At 53.3% G+C, this 18840-nt stretch carries 13 protein-coding genes; 4 read left to right on the forward strand and 9 right to left on the reverse strand.

Annotated elements, in window-relative coordinates; all coding sequences use genetic code 11:
• The first annotated feature begins 132 nt into the window (after positions 1–132).
• Positions 133–372 carry a hypothetical protein gene (locus tag COMA2_RS14475; RefSeq protein ID WP_139077392.1) on the forward strand — a complete coding sequence of 80 codons (240 nt, stop codon included), beginning with the start codon at positions 133–135 and terminating at the stop codon, positions 370–372.
• 2550 nt (positions 373–2922) lie between these two features.
• Here COMA2_RS14475 and grrM read toward each other — a convergent pair.
• Positions 2923–4101: a cyclophane-forming radical SAM/SPASM peptide maturase GrrM/OscB gene (gene grrM, locus COMA2_RS14490; RefSeq protein WP_090899703.1), complete on the reverse strand. Its 1179-nt coding sequence runs from the start codon at positions 4099–4101 to the stop codon at positions 2923–2925.
• Positions 4098–4922 carry a hypothetical protein gene (locus COMA2_RS19880; RefSeq protein ID WP_139077394.1) on the reverse strand — a complete coding sequence of 275 codons (825 nt, stop codon included), beginning with the start codon at positions 4920–4922 and terminating at the stop codon, positions 4098–4100. Before COMA2_RS19880 ends, grrM begins: the two co-directional genes overlap by 4 nt.
• Before the next feature lie 816 nt (positions 4923–5738).
• Between COMA2_RS19880 and COMA2_RS21385 the strand changes: the two genes are divergently transcribed.
• The gene (locus COMA2_RS21385; protein WP_090899709.1) at positions 5739–6626 is read left to right on the forward strand and encodes a phytanoyl-CoA dioxygenase family protein; all 888 of its coding nucleotides are present in this window, start codon (positions 5739–5741) and stop codon (positions 6624–6626) included.
• Positions 6627–6802: 176 nt separating this feature from the next.
• Here COMA2_RS21385 and COMA2_RS14505 read toward each other — a convergent pair whose 3' ends face one another.
• From COMA2_RS14505 to lexA, 5 genes are all read right to left on the reverse strand, one after another.
• Complete coding sequence (locus tag COMA2_RS14505) at positions 6803–8209, reverse strand: MFS transporter (protein WP_090899712.1); 1407 nt, start codon at positions 8207–8209, stop codon at positions 6803–6805.
• Positions 8210–8785: 576 nt separating this feature from the next.
• The gene (locus COMA2_RS14510) at positions 8786–9688 is read right to left on the reverse strand and encodes a DUF72 domain-containing protein (RefSeq protein ID WP_090899715.1); all 903 of its coding nucleotides are present in this window, start codon (positions 9686–9688) and stop codon (positions 8786–8788) included.
• 18 nt (positions 9689–9706) lie between these two features.
• A complete protein-coding gene (locus tag COMA2_RS14515) occupies positions 9707–12739 on the reverse strand; it encodes a DNA polymerase III subunit alpha (RefSeq protein ID WP_245631040.1) in 3033 nt (1010 codons plus the stop codon).
• On the reverse strand, positions 12740–13924 hold the full coding sequence (locus COMA2_RS14520; RefSeq protein ID WP_175304629.1) for a DNA polymerase Y family protein: 1185 nt from the start codon (positions 13922–13924) through the stop codon (positions 12740–12742).
• A 19-nt stretch (positions 13925–13943) separates the two neighbouring features.
• Complete coding sequence (gene lexA, locus COMA2_RS14525; protein ID WP_281176454.1) at positions 13944–14501, reverse strand: transcriptional repressor LexA; 558 nt, start codon at positions 14499–14501, stop codon at positions 13944–13946.
• A gap of 1235 nt (positions 14502–15736) precedes the next feature.
• Here lexA and COMA2_RS14530 point away from each other — a divergent pair.
• Together COMA2_RS14530 and COMA2_RS14535 are read left to right on the forward strand one after the other, a co-directional pair.
• Positions 15737–16063: a DUF4282 domain-containing protein gene (locus tag COMA2_RS14530; RefSeq protein ID WP_175304630.1), complete on the forward strand. Its 327-nt coding sequence runs from the start codon at positions 15737–15739 to the stop codon at positions 16061–16063.
• A 202-nt stretch (positions 16064–16265) separates the two neighbouring features.
• The gene (locus COMA2_RS14535) at positions 16266–17210 is read left to right on the forward strand and encodes a hypothetical protein (RefSeq protein ID WP_090899726.1); all 945 of its coding nucleotides are present in this window, start codon (positions 16266–16268) and stop codon (positions 17208–17210) included.
• Positions 17211–17661: 451 nt separating this feature from the next.
• Here the strand turns inward: COMA2_RS14535 and COMA2_RS14540 are convergent, their stop codons facing one another.
• Positions 17662–18036, reverse strand: a complete 375-nt coding sequence (locus COMA2_RS14540; RefSeq protein ID WP_090899729.1) for a DUF4870 family protein — start codon at positions 18034–18036, stop codon at positions 17662–17664.
• 337 nt (positions 18037–18373) lie between these two features.
• Positions 18374–18784 (reverse strand): hypothetical protein, encoded by a 411-nt coding sequence (locus tag COMA2_RS14545; protein ID WP_139077396.1) that lies wholly within the window; start codon positions 18782–18784, stop codon positions 18374–18376.
• Positions 18785–18840 lie beyond the last annotated feature (56 nt).

Genomic DNA, 18840 nt, shown 5'->3' on the forward strand with positions numbered 1-18840 from the left:
ACACGCAAAGGAGGGAAGGTTATGCAAACACGACGGCTTTTGATACTTTCACTGGTTGGTCTACTGTTGAGCGGGATCGTGACAGGTTGTGGACATATCTCAGGCGGGGCCGCGCCTTCAACGGAGCCATTGATGCCCGGGTCCTATCGAGAAATCGGACCTGTTTCTGGGGAAGATTGTGTGGGCTATCTTCTGGGGTTGATCCCCATCAGCGATGGCAATGAAACCAAAGACGCTATTGCTGCGGCCTTAAAGAAATCGCCTGGCGCCACAGCGCTTGTGAAGTTCACGGCTGACACGTACTCTCAAAACTATATTGTTTATGCGCGTGTCTGCACGCAAGTCCACGGTGTCGCCGTAGGCCCCAAGTAATCTCATGGCCACCCGATCTCCCCTCTTCGCTTGAAGAGGGGAGTCCGGAAACCTCGGGGTCAACAATATAGGGTCGGATCTTGGTGCGCCAGGAAAGCCTGAGAGAGGAGGACGCGCTGTGGGTAGAGCGGAAACCGCTCAGTGATCTCCAGTAGGACCTCATTCCTTCTCGGTAATGGAAGGGCATCAGCCAGAAGCGAGTCTGGCATGGTGATGGGGCAACCCGCTAAAGAGTGTCGTCACGAGATATCGAAAGGAGTTACCGGTGAAGTGCGTCGCGTATGAACCTCTATCGGATTCTGTGCGCATCAAGCTCTCCTTGGTCGAGGGCCGGCTGTGGTTAGAGCTAGCCGAGGTCGCTGCGCTCATGACATTCTCTTCTGACTCGTTTGATTTCGACCCTCAAGAGGAGTGCCCTTGGCCTGATCGCTGTATCATTTGTTTCTGGGAACCACGCAAGACTGAGCTCGTCCATCAGATTCGCATGGTGTGGATGCCTACAGAGCAGAATTGGCTATGAGCGTAGCAGAAGCACAGGAAGGTTGGAGTGTGAGATTTGCATTGAGGGGCAGGCGAGCCACCATCCACATCGGCCTGCCAAGCGTCGATCTTCAAGACCTCGCGCGCCTGGCGTGGTATCTTCGAGGTTTTCATAGCGGGCTTTACAAAAGTGTTAGCCAAGCCACCCAATGGGTACGATGTCAACAGAACAGCCGGCATTTGCCGACAGCGGTACTTAGAGCGGTTCGGCATACTCCAGAGGGATGCGGCTATTCGGTTGGCTAGTGTTTGTCTCGATGCAGGATCGGTGAGATCTGGACTTCCCAGGATTTAACAGCCATCCGCTGGGTGATTGTTAGAGCATGGGGTGCTGGGAGCTACCTTCGTCCAGCTGCAAACACGTGTCCGAATGCCGCTTTGGCCCTCTTCAAATTTCCGGCCCTCACCTTGGCTGTACGTTTCGCACACGGAATCCCGCTTCTTAATGCTTCCCCGCATACGACGCCAAAGGCCCATGCTCGCAAGCGAAAAGAATAGCCGCGATCGTAAGCCATCGGACCATCGTGGCCATTCAGTCACATCAAATAGCTCATGTAAGTTGGCGAGGCTCCTTTCACAGTATTCAACGAGTTCGGGACTGCGGTATTGATCCTGATCAAAAAAGTGATCTTGTGTCTGTCCCGGAGGCCTTCTGCATAGCACAGAGCGACTAAGCTGTCGGAACCATGTCGGCGCGGGGACTGTTGCGTCTGTTGGGAAATCGAGGAGCCGCGGCTCGAACCGATGAATGAGGTTTCGGTGAAGAGTGTTTCCGTATTTCCAAATTCGTGGAGCTTGTCTAGCTGCATGTACCCATGAGTCCGAGCAGAAGGGGACCACCCAATCGGTGTGAAGGGAAATAGCCGATATATCCGTGCCCGACTTATTGGGCGTTCGTACCTTGGTAAAAATATGGTCGAGTGCATCGCCGAGTTGCAGATGTCGCGGCATCAGACGATCGAATCGATCCTGCCACCCATCCTGACCGAGTGCAATCTGCAACTCTGGATGTAACGAAGCCGTTTCCTGGTCGGTCAGTGCCAGAGCGGTTCTCTGATGCCAGAGGTTTCTGGCAAAGTATCCATGTGATGAGAGTCCTGCCCTGACCATCGATAAGACTCCGCGAGAATCGTAGTAGCTGCGGAGAGCCTCACCATTGAACCCCAGGAACATCCGTGTCCCTCGAAGGTAGCGGGGGAACAAAACACCAGGCCAGTGACTAAGAGGCAATTGTCCATTTGTTCTAGACACCAAGCGTTCTGCATCGGCCAGAAAATCTGCGGCTGTCACTTCGCATTCAGTAAGCTCAAGCGAGAATTTTCGGGAAATCGCTCTGGCGACCCTCAAGTCATGAGAGTCTCGGTGTCCACATACCAACAAGCGAGGACGTTCGCCGCACTTCAATAACACGGAGAGTAGCAGCCTCGAATCCAATCCTCCAGTCAGACACAGAACATCGTTCGCTTGTCCCCACCACCGCATGACCTCTGTCTGCAGGTTGGCACAGAGGTCGGAAGTGGAGAAGGGGCTAGGATCTGCGTGTGAGACGTCGAGATATGAGCGGATCTGTCCACCTTCAAAAACGAGTACAGAGGCTGGAGGGGTGCGTTGAACGTCAGCATAGAGCGTATCATTGCCAATGGTATGATCCAGGAGAAGGACATCAGCTATCGCTCTGTAATTCCACCGAAAGGGACCGTCCAAGCCTGAACAGACATCGAGGACGGTCTCACCGTGAATAACGGAGTCAGCGCAAGCTGCGTAATAGTAGTGTTGAACGCTATGATGGGAAGTCACGATCGTCGTGACGCTTTGCTCCTCAGCTATGACGACGAACTGACCTCTGGCTGAGAGGATTTCTTTGGCCTTGCCACTGCGTATGAGCTGAATCAGCCGTTCATCAGACCATTCGCAGTATCCGAGCGTCTTGATCTGCACTCGTGCACCGCCTTCGTTACGCTGTTCGAGAAACCTTACAGCTAGAGAGCTGAACCAAACTTCCTCTTTTACTTAGACCATGGGAGAAAAGCGTTGTGATTCAGGAGGGGGAGATTCTATTCCAATTTCGCATTCCATTGCAGAAAGTACAACATCTGCGACTGCCTTTACTGTCAATCGGCAGTGGTGAGTCTCCATGGTGGCAAAAGAATGCTTTTCATAAAGCTTGTTAATTGGGGCTCCACCACCACAAACAGAAAAGTACTCACAGCCGGACCGACAAAGCGTCGTCCCAGCGGAAATATCGGTTACCAGGCGCGGCCAGGTCTCTGTATAGGGGATGCCATCCTGCGTCCATGACAAGACATTGCCAATGCTAAAGTGACCGAATATTGGATGGGTCATTCCAAGCAGTTCTGGTGAAAAAGTTCCGATGTCTCCGTTTGATGCAATACTTAAGATTGAAAATGGTTCATTTTGAGTGTTGCGCGTGGAAGAACCTGCTCCGGCCAAAATTAGCGATCGCATGGACTTGAATTCCCGCACGGTCACTCCCGTTCTCTGCGACCACTTCATCAAATCTTCTAAAAACTCTCGAAATCGACCATCAAAGCTGTCCTCGGCAAAAGCCTTGGAGACATGCGTCCCCTCGGTTTCTTCTATGTTGAGACCGAGCTGGCCCATCCCTTCTAAATTCTCAAAGAAGTCCATAAACTCACTGGCATGGTGCAGTGTGTCAGGAGTGATGACTGCAATGACGTCAAATTTGAAATGAGCCGCTTGTAGGCATTGAATGCCGTCCATGACTTTCTGAAATGTACCCCCGCCTCGACGCGTAAGGCGCCGGGTATCATGTATGACCGGCGGCCCATCAATGCTCACGCCCACAGTAACGCGGTTAGCTTGTAAGAGATCAACCCATTGGGGATCCAAGAGAACGGCATTTGTTTGGATAGAATGGTGTAGGGCTGTTTGCTCTCCAAGGATGCAACGCGCTCGTGCAAATGCGTCTTTGTAAAACTTTTTTGAAACTGCAAGCGGCTCACCAGCATGCCAACGTATTTCTAGATGATCACCAGGGAGTTCTGCATCTCGCACAAGGCAAAAGGCTGCTTCTAAAACCTCTGGAGCCATCACGGTGTGATCGTCACGATGTGGCAGGTAACAGTAGGTACAGGCGAGATTGCAGAATGGGGTCGGCTGAAGAACAAGTTGCCGTAGGCAATTGGCAAAAGGTCTCAGCGCATTCACAACGGATTTCCCATCATAAGAAAGACAACATCTGGGATCGTTCCTGGAACAGTTTCGCCATCGTGAATATAATTTTGAGTTTGCAGTAGATACACAGTGCCAGGCGGGATCGTCACTTTTACAACAGGGTCACGAGGGAATCGCTGGAAATACAGGTCTTTGATTTCACGTGGAAGCAATCCACAGGTCTCAGGCAACTCCAGCTTATGAAGAATCGTCGACATTGCAGCCGGCACGAAATGAAGATACCGCGATTGCCAGCCGATATTCATACTGGCTAAGACGAATGAGTCTGCTCGTTTATGTAGTGGAAGCGACTGGTGATTGTCGATGTGAAGCCCGCGGGGGCGACCCTCATCATAATCATAAGCCGTGCTTCGCATGCCGGGCGGATTCACGATAACATCTGCTGGACCAGCAGTATCTAAATTTATCCCCGCACTGATTAATGCGTCACGAAGGCAATGCCGAAAATGCGCTATTGCTTTTACAAGTGAGTCATTACGAGCGCCGTTGGTGGCAGTCAGGGGTGCAATCAGTGTCTCATGTGCAAGAGTGAGTAAATCCGCTGACAAATCGAGGGTCACCAAGCTCTCAGACCACGTATTCAGCGATTGCGCTGACAGGGCGTTTCGCTCCATAGCCGAAAGATCACGCCAAGGACCACGACCAACCCATGCGGTTTCCTCATTCGAGGCCTCATGGAGTATCTCAACACCATCACTCACCCTAACGTCGACAGATGCTTCGCCAAGCGGCTGCCAGCGTACCAGGTTTTTGTTTCGGACGTCTCCACTCATAGGGGAATTGCTGGTCAACATACACGTTCACCAATTCGAGCGGTTGGTCTGATCTGATTGCTATGACTGTAATAAGCTGAGGCGGTCGCCAAGCACTTGGGCTCGAGCTGCTGTTGGTATAGAAGAGAGGAGAATTTGGACGCTGGTTCAGGGCCAGGTAGCATAACTAGGAGTCTTGCAGCAACGCTGCGGCAAAAATGGCCGCAGCGTCTTGAGATAGAGTCAGACTGATTCTCATGCGGATTGACCAGACCGTGAGTGGAGAGCTCATAGTGTGGTCAGGATGGTTGAGAATCTGGGAACTTTAGTCCCCAGACGAAATCTCATCCCTCGCAGGTTGAAACTCTGGCCGAACTAGTTGCCCCAGCTGGAGAAAGGAGGATTGCAACTTCCCATCGATTGAACGGAACCTTCTCGAATCTTTCTTATCCGATCTTCCATAGAGCGGATAGCACCTGTTTGACTAGATACAGACAAAGGCATATTCAACCCATTCACCATCTGCATCAACTTACCTTGCATCTGATCCTGAGACATAGATTCCTCCTCTGTAAATGTAAGGTTGTAAGTTATTACTACTTCAACTCACTTATAGTTAGTAAATCTTACGTCTTGAAATATGGTTCTGTCAAGATTCAGGATGTGCATCCTGGAAAAAGGAGGTAGTATTGCGAGTGCCATGGATAGGAGAGGCAATCAAATGCGTGATGGGATGATGCGATTAGGCGGATGAACAGGGGAAGGGCATCGGCAGCATGGCCGAGTAAATGAGGATATTGTGCTGGATACTCAGCATACACAATTACGTAGTTGTGAACGTTGTAAGGGAGAAACCCAATGAAGGGTGCCTGGTCTTTCCCTGGGTTGGTAGAGAGTGCTGCTTCGAATCGCACAAAGTTTGAAACGGACGGATTTGTTGTCTTGGGGCAAATAGTGGATCCGTCTCGCCTGGATCTCATGCGAGAGCACTTTTCAGCTGTGTTCAGAGGTGAATATGAGACTGGGAATCTCCCGGATTCTGCATTGTGGCAAGAGGGAACCAGTTTGCCACATCTTCCTCGATTCATGGCAAATTCCTGGAAAAGTGATTTGACCTTCGCTCGCTTCGTGCTGTCTCCAACCCTTGCACAGGCGGCGGCGGTACTCATGGGCTGGGAGAGCGTTCGATTGGCTCAGGATACTCTTTGGTTGAAACCGCCCAAGTGGGATGAGGGTGCGTTCCACCAGGATAATCTCGATTTTCTTGAGCCTGCATTTGGCGTGACATGTTGGTGCGCTCTTGATAAGTCCACTCCCACGCAGGGAACGCTTCAATATGTACGTGGATCACATCTGTGGCCACGAACGGATGGCTCGTACGTTGAGCCGGATGGAACACCGCCTTCACGGGCACGTATGCTTGCTGCGGCTACAGCTGCGGGCGTTACGCGTCCCGATATTGTTCCGTTAGATGTACCCGCTGGAACCGTAGTTATGCACCGTAGTGAAATGTGGCACGGTTCGGATGGCAATCAGTCAAACATTGACCAGCGACGAGCAATCGCTGTCCACCTACTTCCAAGCCGTGTTCGTTTTGTTCGATCACGAGGGGGGTATATTTTCTCCCGCTATAAGCGAATTGGATCAAACGAGCTCGATGAGAGCTTTTTCCCAATTGTATGGTCGGCATCTGGCTATAGAACAGCCATGGCCGACCATTACTGCTATGCGGGGGAGATTCCATAAATACATCTGTTTGGTGTTTGTGCGATTGTTGCCTGGTCTGGAAATTGAGACGTTTAGGCGATTGATGGTACCTTATGCTGCGAGGCCGCAGAGGCCAATAGCCTACCACCCAGAAAGGCAATGTAGTTGCTCCCAGTTTGAAATGGACCCCCTGCGGTGGGGTTCAGAGATGGGCCTTATCGATTGGGGTCCGTTGGTCGGCGAGATACTTGGCGTAAGGGTTTCAAAAGCGGTAGTTCCCACATCAACTGGGAATGTCCCAGTTGTTCCACTTCACGAGGTTCGTGAAAGGTTCTGAGGAGTGTAGCCGAGACGATTAAAAGGAACAGGCCGGAAAGAAAGAAGATGAACGGCAGATTGGAAACGAGCTCCAGAGTCCATTCCCCAACCTGCAACCTGGCTGGCACCGTGCCAATTAGTACACTTCCTATCACTGTTCCCATGGCCCATCCTATGGCATTGACGATGCTTAAAACGGCGATGGCTTTTGGGCGATCGGTTGCCTGGACTGCATCGAAGACATAGTTGCTCAATCCGAGCCCAAGCCCTGCCCATACCACGCCTCCAAAGAAATTCACGCTGACAAGAAACGGCCAAGCTGTACTGAACAGATACAACATCGGAAGAAATGCGACGAGCAGTCCAGTGAAGGTGAGTAAGGCTTTGTTCCCGAAACGATCGGCGAACTGACCCCAGGTTGGTAAGGTAAAGAATTGCCCTAGAATACCTGCCGCCAGCCAGGTTCCGTATTGCCAATACGCGAGGTGAAGATCCTGAAGTAGGTACATGACGAAGAACGGACCGGCGACCAGCAGAGACGAATGCATGAGCCCAGAAAACAGCAGGAAGTGGCGAAAGTTTGTGGACATGCCTGTGCGGAGAAAGATGCGAAACCCGGTTGGAGTGCTACTTGGATCATGCAGTGGGAAGCTGCTTACTCTCCGCAGCAAGAGAGCCGATACGCTACGGCACAGGCCTGCCGTGAGAAACATTACGACAAAGCCTACCCAGAGGAGTTGCCGCTGTTCGAAGAAGCTCAAGAAGACACCTGCCATACAGAGTGCGATAAAACTGGTCAGTTCAACTGCCCGTGATCGTCTGGCGAAGTAACGGCCTCGCTCATTGGGTTCAAGTAAGTCGGTGATGAGGCTATTCCACGCTGGATAGGTGAAATGGGTGAAGGTGGAATAGACGGCGACGGCTGCAATGAGAAGCCATGGCCCATGTTCAGGCCAGAGTAACGGGAGTGCGAGGATGGGGATCCACGATAAAGATTGTCCGATGATGCCCCAGAACACTTGAGAGGCCCGGCTAGGGAACCAGTGGGAGACTTTGACAGAAACGAGCTGTGCCCATGTGCCCAAGAGTTGAGGAATGGCCGAGAGGATACTCAACTGGAATGGTGTCGCATGGAAAAGTAGGGCAAAGGCCGAGAGGTATTGCTCGGCTCCGCCTTGGGCAACGGCATGGAACAGCCCATCACGAATGCCGAACCGCCGACCTGATTCATTTGGATCGATTCGAGTGGAATGGCCGTCAAGACGGTATTCTGCGGACTGTAATGATGTGTCTTGAGTGATCATGGCAGTGAGTTAGGGGCACTCTACCATAGAACAGTTACGACACAAGGAATCGCCCCTGTCATGATGTGTATTAAGGAGGTCGTTATTCGATTCTGCCAAGCCTGTACGCAAAGAACATAAAGCCATTTGAAGTGCTAGCTGATATTGAGCTTGTGAAGGGACGAGTTAGTTAGTGCGACATCTGGACAACCTTCATGAAACCTCTGCTTCAACGTCTCGTTTCTAATCGAATGGGAGTTTCCCGTCTGTGAACGCGGGGGTGAGAGCAAGGTCCTGCAAAGCAGGACGAGCCCCGCTCGTAATCACTGAGGACGACGCATGTAAGGCGCGGAAATCTATTGCGAAAGCAATTTTGTGGAGAGATGTTGTGATCCTTCACAACGGACACTCGACCAGTCAACAAGACCGGCATGGCCGTCGGTCACGCTGCTGGGTGTACCGCTGTTTCCGTTTCGACCCTCATCCCCGAGGCTGTGAGGCAGTGGTTCTTCATCATGCGTAGGTGAGGATCACCAGGTCGGGTGGGGAGGGGCAATTTCTATTTTCAGGATCACCTAAAATGGCATTAGGCAACACTCACGTCTCTGCAGCCTGCAGCGCCTTCCTTAAGGCTTGAATCGTCAGGGGCGCATTTCCTTCGCTGCGGTTATTCACTAAGACATACGCCGTTCGCTTCTCTTCCACCGCTTTCTTCACCAGGTCCACGGTGTCTCGACGCATCTCTGGCAGCTCTTCCACAATCTTCGTGTACGGTTCTGCTCGCTTCTTCGCGGCTTCATAGGACATTTTGAGTGGCGTCAGGAGTCGCAGGACCGTGAAGGGTGCCGTGAAGCAATTCTCCATCCGTTGGTGCTGGTCCCGTAACGAAGGTATGTAGGACCAATGATTGTAGACATGGGCGATGCCGTGATTCTCCAAGACGTTGCGATAGTCCTGACCAAGTAACCCCGCGTTACGGATTTCAACCGCATAGCGAAAGTCCTGGGGGAGTTGACCAAAAAACGTATTTAGGCGCGAGCAGAATTCCTCACTCGACATCCCGTGCCGTTGGAATTCAAACAAGAATGGGCCGGTGTGTGGCTCGAACTTGGCTTCTCGATAAGGTGTGAGCACGAGATCATTGAAGAGCTTTGCATCAAGAAAGCGTTGATTCGGTTGTCCAGCCTTTGTGCCATACCGAGCCTGCTTCGCGTAAGTCGGAATGGTGATCTCCTCCCACACCTTGAAGCACATCTCGAAGTCTTCGGGGATCTGATTGAGATAGTGTCGCAGTTGGTTGGCTGTCGGTGGACGGTAGAACGTGGAATCATTGCCGACCGTGCGAAAGCACGGGTCACCGTTGTGGAGATACTGACAATACTCGCCCAGGCATTTCCGCGCAAAGGTCGTCTTGGCATACTTCTTCAAGTAGACCTGGCCTTGCCATCCTTCGTAGGTCCAGGTTGAAGTTCCGAATCGAATCAGCGGTGAGAGCGGCATAGAGCAGGAGTGTACTGGCTATACGCGTAGCTCCTCAAGAGGCTCACTCGGTGCTGGAATTGCGCCGGTGGTCAGGAGCTGTAGGGTTTTCACGGTGACCGTGACGGTCGAGAAGTGTTCCTCGACCAGGCCTGTCACGACATAAGCTTGGTTTGGGGCCAGGAGATGGCAGTATTCCCGGTACCTATTGGGAAACAGGGTGGCATCATACATCCCGGTCTGATCCTCCAGGGTCATAAATTCCATCGGCTCGCCTTTCTTCGTGGAGACGATCTTCTCTGTGAGGAGCCACCCAATCAGGGTCACTTCTTTCCCCACATACTGCTCTAAGTCCTTCGCGCGGATGCGTGGAGTCGCAGCCAGCGCCTCTGTGAACAGATCGAGTGGGTGGCAGCGTAACGGAAAGCCGAAGAGGGCGAGCTCATGATGCAGCTTCTTCTGGGGTGAGTACTCCATAGGAATTGGGATATGAGTCGGCGGCCTGGTCGCCTGCGTGGCAAAGACGCGCCACAAAATGGCCGGCCTGGTCAACTCTCCAGCGATGGAATCGAAGGATCCGGCTTTGATCAACAACTTGGCTTGGGCGTAGTCGAGCTTTATGCGACTCAAGAAATCTGACAGCGATCGATAGGGACCGTGCTGTTCTCGCTCTGCAATGATCCGCTGGGCGAGGTCTTCTTGAAGACCTTTGATCTGCATCAGTCCCACTCGAACGGTGGTTCCTGATCCGCTGTAGGCCCAGGCACTCGCGTTGATGTCTGGCGGCAGGACGGTGAGGCCCATCCGTCTGCCTTCCGACAGATAGGCGAAGGCCGAATAGTACCCCCCTTGATTACTCACGACGGCGGCAACGAATTCGGCAGGGTAGTGGGCTCTGAGGTAGGCGGATTTGAAACTGACCTGGGCATAGCTCGCACTATGCGGCTTACAGAAGCTATATCCGGAGAAGCTCATGATCATGGCCCAAATCGCATCGATCACGCGATATTCCACACCACGGGCCATGGCTCCCTGATAGAACTGGCGTTGATAGTCTCGCAGTTGCCGTTCCTTGTGCTTCTTACTCAGGACCTTTCTGAGCTGATCTCCGTCTTCAACCGAGAATCCACCCAAGGCGACCGCCACTTTCATGACATCTTCCTGATACACCATGATGCCGTGCGTCTCCGCGAGGATCTCATCGAGCAGCGGATGAGGCGACTGATATCGTTGCCCATGAGCTCGGCGCACGAATTCATCAGCGAACACATTCGCAGCGGGGCGGATGATCGACGAAACCACCACGAGATACTCAAAGACATCTGCCACGGCACGTCGAGCTGGCGGCATCCCACCCCAGAGCTTTTTGAGTAACAGCCGGGTGGCGGGAGACTCCACGTAAAAACAACCCATCGTCTCGCCTAGCCGAATCAGGTCATTGGTGGCTGGATCAGTGATCGGATCCCAGGTCGCATAATCGATAACGCGTCCGGTGTTGCGGGTGACGGCTGCGATGGCGTCACGGATGACGGCGAGCGAGCGATTACCTAAGAGGTCGATCTTCACAAGCCCGGCCTCTTCCGTCTGGTCCTTCTCCCATTGAATCATCGGCAGATTGGAGGCGGAGATCTCGACCGGCACATACCGTCGGATCTCATCCGGAACCAACACGACGCCACCAGGATGGAGACCCAAATTCCTGAAGTGGCCATCCAATTGCGTCGACCAGTAGAGGATCTCCGGCCAGGGGTTTCTCAGGTTCAACGCTCTGCAAACATCACGAGCCCAGTCTTGCACGCTCATCCCTGGTCGCACATCGACAAAGTCCGCCCGCCGTTGGAGGAAGTTCAACGCCTTGCCAATCTCACCGGCTGGCAGACCATAGACCTTCGCAATTTCGCGTAAGGCGGCCCGTGTGGCGAGCGTGTTCTGATTGGCGACCATCGCGGCATGCTGGTGTCCGTACTGCTTGAACACCCACTCGAGAATGGCGGGCCGTTCGTCCCAGGGAAAGTCCACGTCGATGTCGGGTGGATCATGACGACCGGGATTCAGAAACCGTTCAAACAGCAAGTTGTGCTTGATCGGATCGACATGCGTGATGCCGAGACAATAGGACACGATTGAGGCGGCGGCTGAGCCACGGCCACAGGTCCGTGGCGCTTGGCGGACGATTTCATCCACCACCAGAAAATAATCCGCATAGCCTTTGTCACGGATCACGGTGAGTTCCTTTTCGATGCGCTCTCGAACTACGGGAGACAAGGCACCATAGCGCCAGATGGCGCCGTCGTTGGTCTTGCGCTGTAATGTTTCAAAGGCGGCGCCTGAGGAGAGCTGGCGGAAGGAGGGAAAGATGGTCTGTTTGAAGTCCCAATCTGTGTGGCACTGTTCGGCAATCCAGCGTGTGTTGGTGAGAGCCTGCGGAACGTGGGGGAGATGTCGCGCAAGAACGGATTCCGGCATGAGCCAGTGAGAGGGGAGGGCACAACGATCGGCCTTGAGCCGTGAGAGCGTCGTGTTCTCCGCAATCGTGCGTAGCAGCCGATGGGCCTGGTAATCTGCTGGCTGGAGAAAAGCAGCGCGAGTGGTGGCCGTGGGTGGCAGTCTGAGTCGGCGGCTCAATTCGACCGCGTCTTGCAAGGCTGGTCCCGGTGTCAACTCGACATAGAGGTCCGCTTCTGACTCCGTCTGCCAAGCAGTCACAGCAATAGGATCATCGGACAGGATGAACAGTCCCGTGCGATGTTGTGCGACCGTCTGGATGACGTTAAAGGACGCATCACAGTGGCGAGCCGAGAGAATCAGGCAGAGATTGGCATAGCCGGTTGGGTTCTTTGCGAGTAGCACGGCCCGGTGCTGACCTGAGACAAGTTCTGCCCCTATGATGGGTTTGAGTCCATGCTCTCGCGCGACTTTAAGAAAACGGATCGTGCCATAGAGTCCATTGGTATCGGTGAGCGCGAGATATTCCTGTCCTTGGTCTTTGACTGCCTGACAGAGGGCCTCCACCGTTGGCACGCCCCACATAGGCGAATAAGATGAATGCGTGTGGAGGTGAACAAAGGCCACTCAGCTACTCCTGCCATACCGAATGATCTGCTCACCAAATCGTGCGTGGAGGTTGTCCAGGGCTACAGATAGTTTCCTCGCTCGGTCCTGTTTGCGCTGCTCCTCAAGTGGTCGAGCATCGAACAGCACACCTTGCTCGGCGTAACCGGCGCGACCCGCCATACTCAGGATCATGGCTCGCAAGCGAATCCGCCGACGCATACATTTCTGAAAGAGCGACAGCACCGCGGGGGACAGATCACATTCCCAGCAGGTCTCGGGAGTCACGCGCCCATGTTTTGTCACCTCAATGTGATCGCTATAGCGGATCGTGAGAGACAGACGGCCACAGACTCGGCGCTGATTTCGTAAGGTCCGGCAGAGCCGTTGCAATGCGTCGAGTAATCGGCCAGTCAGCACCGGATCATCGATTTCATCTGGATCGAGGAGGACCGTCTCTTCGAGATGAGGCTGACTCGCCGGCGGCAATACCGGCAATGAATCAATTCCCTGAGCCCAGCGGGATAGCTGCCCGGCATAATCCCCGAGCGCCACTTCCAAGGCTTCAACAGGACTCTCTGCCACTTCGCCCAGCGTATCGAGGTTCAGGTCATCGAGCCGCGACAGGACCTGTCGCATGCAGGGCCGCTGTAAACCTGGCAGGGTGCGCACGGACAGTGGTGCCATGAACACCGACTCAGACCCAGGCCGGACATCATACAGTTCGGAAGGCTGAATCAACGTCGCTGCGGTCTGGGCCACAAGCTTGCTACTGCCCACACCGGCAACTCCATCGAGCCGATACTGTGAGAGCACTTCGTGCTGGACCTTCGCCGCGATGTCATAGGCTGGTCCGAATAGTCGTCCGGTTCCGGTCAGATCCATCACGAAGGAGCCGGGCTGAACCGGTTCCCAGACCGGAGCGTAGCGTCTCACGACCTGAAGCAAACACTCCTCCGCCGTACGGACGCGAAAGGGATTTGGAGACAGGACGTGCAGGGAGGGACAGACACGTCGGGCTTGCTCGACGGACATGCCGATCGCAAGGCCTGCTTGTTCTGCTTCGGATGAGACTTCACGCAGGAGGGCACGGGAGGTATTTAACGGAGCGATGGCCAGTGGTCGAGTCGAGAGGCTGGGACTGTGAAGCCGAGCAACGGCGACTTCAAAGGCAGGAATTCCGAAGCAGACAATCTGGCGGTCCATAGTGCCAACAGCCGAGGCCTCACTTTCGGAGATGGCGGATGACGCCGACGACAATCCCTTCGATCTGGAAACTGTCCGATGGCTTGATAATGATCGGCTGCATGGCGTCATTGGCTGGGTGCAGCTCCACCATCCCGGCTTTGCGGTAATACGTCTTGATCGTGGCCTCGCCATTCACCAAAGCAATCACGGTCTGGCCATTGCTGGCAGACGAGTGTTTCTGCACCACGACAATGTCACCTGGAAAGATGCCCTCATTCTGCATGGACGTGCCTTTCACCCGAAGGGCGAAGGTCTCCCCACGACCGACCATGCTCTTCGGCACCTCGACGCGTTCCATCTGAGGAATCGGTTCAATGGGCGCCCCGGCCGCAACGACACCGGCGAGTGGAATCTGGGCGGAGCTGAGTTGCATGAGGGCTAATTCCACCGTCATGGGAATCGGAACAGTGCCATCTTCATAGCGGATGATCGATCGGCGGGTGCAGTGCAGCGTCTGAGCGAGGGTCTCCTGAGTCATCCCAAGGGTCTTTCGGGCTTCCCGTAACGATCCAGGCCGCATGTGACATAATGTCACATGCTTTCGTGGATCTGTCAAGAGACGTGTCTCGTGGCGGATCTTGCCGCTGGGCGCGTCACCGACTTTGATCCGAGAAAAATTATGGCGCGAGGGAGGAAATTATTAGCCAAACTCTGACCCTTCGTCTCACGGACACGGGGGAAGCCGACCTTGCAGAAATCTGGGCGTACCTTGCAACGAAGGCGACAAATCTGGATTTGTCCAAGGTGGAGAAAAAATCGCACTTTCCGCATGGCCACATTCCAGGGCATCACAAATGTATTGATGAGCTAACGGGGCAGCTCAAGAAGTGCTAAATAGTTCAAACTCGGACTAGTATTCCAGGCTTAGCGGACCTGCCCGAACAGATACATGGGCTGGACTCTCCGCTCCTACCGGTCTGCATGGACTCCTGGTCGGTAGCGCGTTCGTGGGCTAAATTGGGGGAATCCCGTTTGTAAGCGGTTCTAAGGCTATTTTTGTCCTGGTGGGGCAAACCCCAAATGGGACCCATTGCCAATGCCGGTGGGGGGGTGTGCCGATTGTGAGAGAGCGGTATCGGTGTTAGAGGAAGAGAGGTAGGGAAGGTAAGATCAGCAGGTAAGAATGTACGTCGTTAGCGGGGTCCACTTGGGGCGCGGAAATGAACACAGGATGAGCCACAGATGACCCATCCTGTCCAATCAGAAGCCTCTGTTTATGCGGTTTTCGGAGGTTCTTGAGGGTCTAAATCTGTTTTCAAGACCGGCACGTTCGGCCGCTCCGTCACCCCTCCAAACCTAGCTTGCTCGACTCGGAGCCAATCTGATTGTTCTTTGCAACGGGATATGACGCCACTCCTATTTATGAATCGCGCGTCGTGTGGGCCGACGACTCATTCCCATTATCGTCTTATCGTATCGTCGTCGGATAAACACATCACGTATCCTCAAGGTCGCTCGATTCGGAGCATACTGTTCCTTCAAACTGTTACGAGATTGCGCAGTATACGGGGTTCCGTTGGGCTTGGTAAACACCTGCTTTCTTTTTTTCGGAAGGGGTTGTGACGACTTACACAGTCTAGCCACCGGTGAACTCTGCTCTCGCCTCCGACTCAGAAGTCAGATAAGTTGCAGGAAACGCCTACGCCTATCCTTGAACCGCCCACCGGAGGAGTATCTATGAAATGCCCACAATGTTTCACGGAACATGATGTCTCGGCCACGAAGTGCTCCGTGTGTGAGCAGGCATTGAGTGCACAGCGAGTAAAATCGGTGAGATACACGAGCTTCTACTCGGAGTATTTTGCCTTTCGGGAATTAGTGACTCCCCAGTTGATTAAAGTGGTTTATCTTGTCGGAGCCTGCTTCATAACCGCTGCCGGGCTGTTGTCGATCGTGTCCCCCGATGCTCTGGCTGAGTATGCGGCCGGTCCGATTGCGACTCGCCTGGGCGGAATCGTAGTCCTCCTGATAGGTAATCTGATGTGGCGCATGATGTGTGAAGGGGCCATCCTGCTCTTTAGCCTTCATGAGCTGCTGGTGAGTATTGATACCCGGATAGGGGTTCTGGTGCGGCAGAGTAAACGCACTGAACCGTGAGCCGGTTCGTCCGTACGCTTGACGTATACTTCCCAACTCTTTTGGAACGCCGCATACTGGGGGTGCGTCGGATCAGCCTTGGCGAGGAGGGGCATTGAAGGCCAGAAGTCGATCGTATGTGCTCGTGAACAATCGGAGTGAAGGAAATGCATCGAAGACGATTCAGGGGTTGGTCGAGATGCTGTGAGGAGAGTTACCTGCAATGAATAACGACACGACCAGAAAATGGAAACATTCGGTCCCGGCACTCTTGGCACGATTAGAGGAGGCTTTGCTCTGGGTCGGACTAGAACATGGACGCGCGGCAACCTATAAGAAACTCTTGATTGAGTACTACGACGGCCGACACTCAAACGCACATTTCCTTGCTCATTTCCAGGCAATGGAAATCTTAGGTGTCTACGACGGTTGGGTGAAGGAAGCAGAATTCTTTCCAGGTTTGAAAGAGAGGATTTCGTTTGTCCTTAAAAAGGGAACTATCCTCCCTGAAGGCGAAAGTTTTAATTCAAACCGACCTCGGAATGATGGCTTTGTCTACATGCTGGCTGGGAAGCTGTTTCACGGTCCAAAAGTACCGATTCTTTCTGTCGATGGATTTAGAAACACGAGACTTATCGCTAGTCATCCAGGCGAATCTTTCACGAGTGATATTGTGTTTTTACATAATGAGGATGCGATTCGGATTGAATGTAAACGTCCGATGAGCAATACCACGCTAAGCGATAATGTGGACAGTGCATTTACTCAAATCAAAAATGCGAATTCGTTAGGAATCATCGCCGTTGACGTGTCGAAGCTGATTGAGCAACCGGGTCAAATCCTGGAGGCATCTACCTTAGACGATGGTTCTTGCTCTCTAACGAATGAGATTGAAGAAATTATCACGCCGCTCGCATTCCAATTTCCACAGCCGTCACTCATTGGCATGTTCGGCTATGCTTGCCTACCGTTGGTTTCGACCGCTCAAAGTATGATTCTTAATAGTCACGGAAAGCCGTTTGAATTTGAGAATTTTCGAACCATCGCTGCCTGCTGGGTTGCGATACGAAATAAAAATTCTCCGAAAGGACAACTCATTTACGAATTACAACGTGACTTTGAACGATCAACACATGATGTTCCGGCTAGCGCAATCTCGATAAGGTAAACGGTGCTCTTTAAGCGAGGGGAGGACAAGGAAATAAACGGGAGAATAGATCGCGGTAACCTACGGTAATAGACGGTAAACGGCGGTAGAGGACGGTACTACAGTGGGCAACGTTCTTGGCAGTGCTCATGCTGGGGTTTCGCGGTTTTTCGCGGGGTTCACAGTTTTCGGCCGTGCAATTGAGACCACCCTAAGACAGGGGCCCCAAGTGGACCGGGGAGTGGTGTGCTCATGAAGGCCGTCTAGCAGGATGCGGAAAAAGTCCGCCAACGGCGTTCTCGCATCTCTCGAGGCCTCAACGTACCAACCGCGTACGCCTCGGCCTTTCGCTCGTTGCGGCCTTGCTGGACGGACTTTTGCGCATCCTGCGTGGCTGTTCAGCATCGTCCTAAACCGCGATGTCTGTGATGACTACAGAAGTCGCAATGCGTTTTTTTCTGCGTCGTCTCATTCACACGTACATTGGGCGTCTATCGCCAAGAGTGATCCAGCCGCGAATGATGCGATACACGAACCACAATCCGACCAGACCGATCGGGAGCCACATGAAGAGGAGGCCGATCCCCAAGGTTGCGATGATGAAGGCCCCGCAGAGGGAAATCCAGAGCAGCCCAAACCAAAAGGTTCGAATCTGCCAGCGAAAGTGCGATTCAAGCCAGGTGCCGCGAGCCTCGCTCCGCTTGATGTAGTTCAGAATGACCGCGATGATCGACGGCCAGCCGGTGAGGAAAGCGCCGACCACCGTGGCGGTGCCGATGATGCCGGTCAGCAAGCTGAATGCATGTAGGGCGTACACGACCTTAGTCCACGTGACAAGTGAATCCATGAGTTCGCTCCATTCTCATTTTCCGTGGGCATGTTGCACAGATCAGGACTGTACATTCAGCATATTCGCCATCTCCAGTTTAACGCAAGACCACCAGTGACCGATCAGGTATGATGCCGCTCATGCCGGGTGCAGCGAACTTGTTGAAGGCAGACGGAGGTGAAGGTCGTTTTTGAAGCGGTGCGGCAAAGCCAATGGGACCTAACTCAATGACGGAGCAGGATCTGCCCGTCGTGCCGGGAGCTACAGGTGTAAGCGCTTCGTAACCTGCTCGCGTGGAGTCTTGCCGCGGGTTAGGTTGACACGTGGATCTCAGTGAAAGAAACTGCCTCCGCGTTTAACCTGGATTGCAGTCAAGCGAGGCATGGTCGCTTCGGCGATCTGTACTCTCGTTGGATCGAATCCATAGGGCATAATTGTCATCGTCGACATAAGCCGTAATGCGGTTTCCTTTCTCGATGACAGGCTTCACTGTCCTCTGGTCGGAAAGCAGGCTCACTTCTTTTCCCGTTTCGTCCTTGACGAAATAATAATCGCCGTCGGTACTTATCAGCTCGCCGGAAATGATATGGGTATCCCTCTCATCTTGTTCGGCGCGCATCGCATTCAGCCCAGGCGGTATTTCACAGGGGCTTCTTTTCATCTCCGTTAACGCACAGGCGACGTCACTCATCTGAAGCGGGATGAATAGTCCAAGCAACAATACGATCATGTCTGACGACACTCGACCAACTTTTGAAGTCATCATAAATCGCCTCCCGGTTAGCATGACTTGGATGAGGTCCCTTCAATGTGACTTCTGAT

Origin of the sequence: Candidatus Nitrospira nitrificans, from assembly GCF_001458775.1 — a bacterium.
Classification (GTDB): Bacteria; Nitrospirota; Nitrospiria; order Nitrospirales; family Nitrospiraceae; genus Nitrospira_D; species Nitrospira_D nitrificans.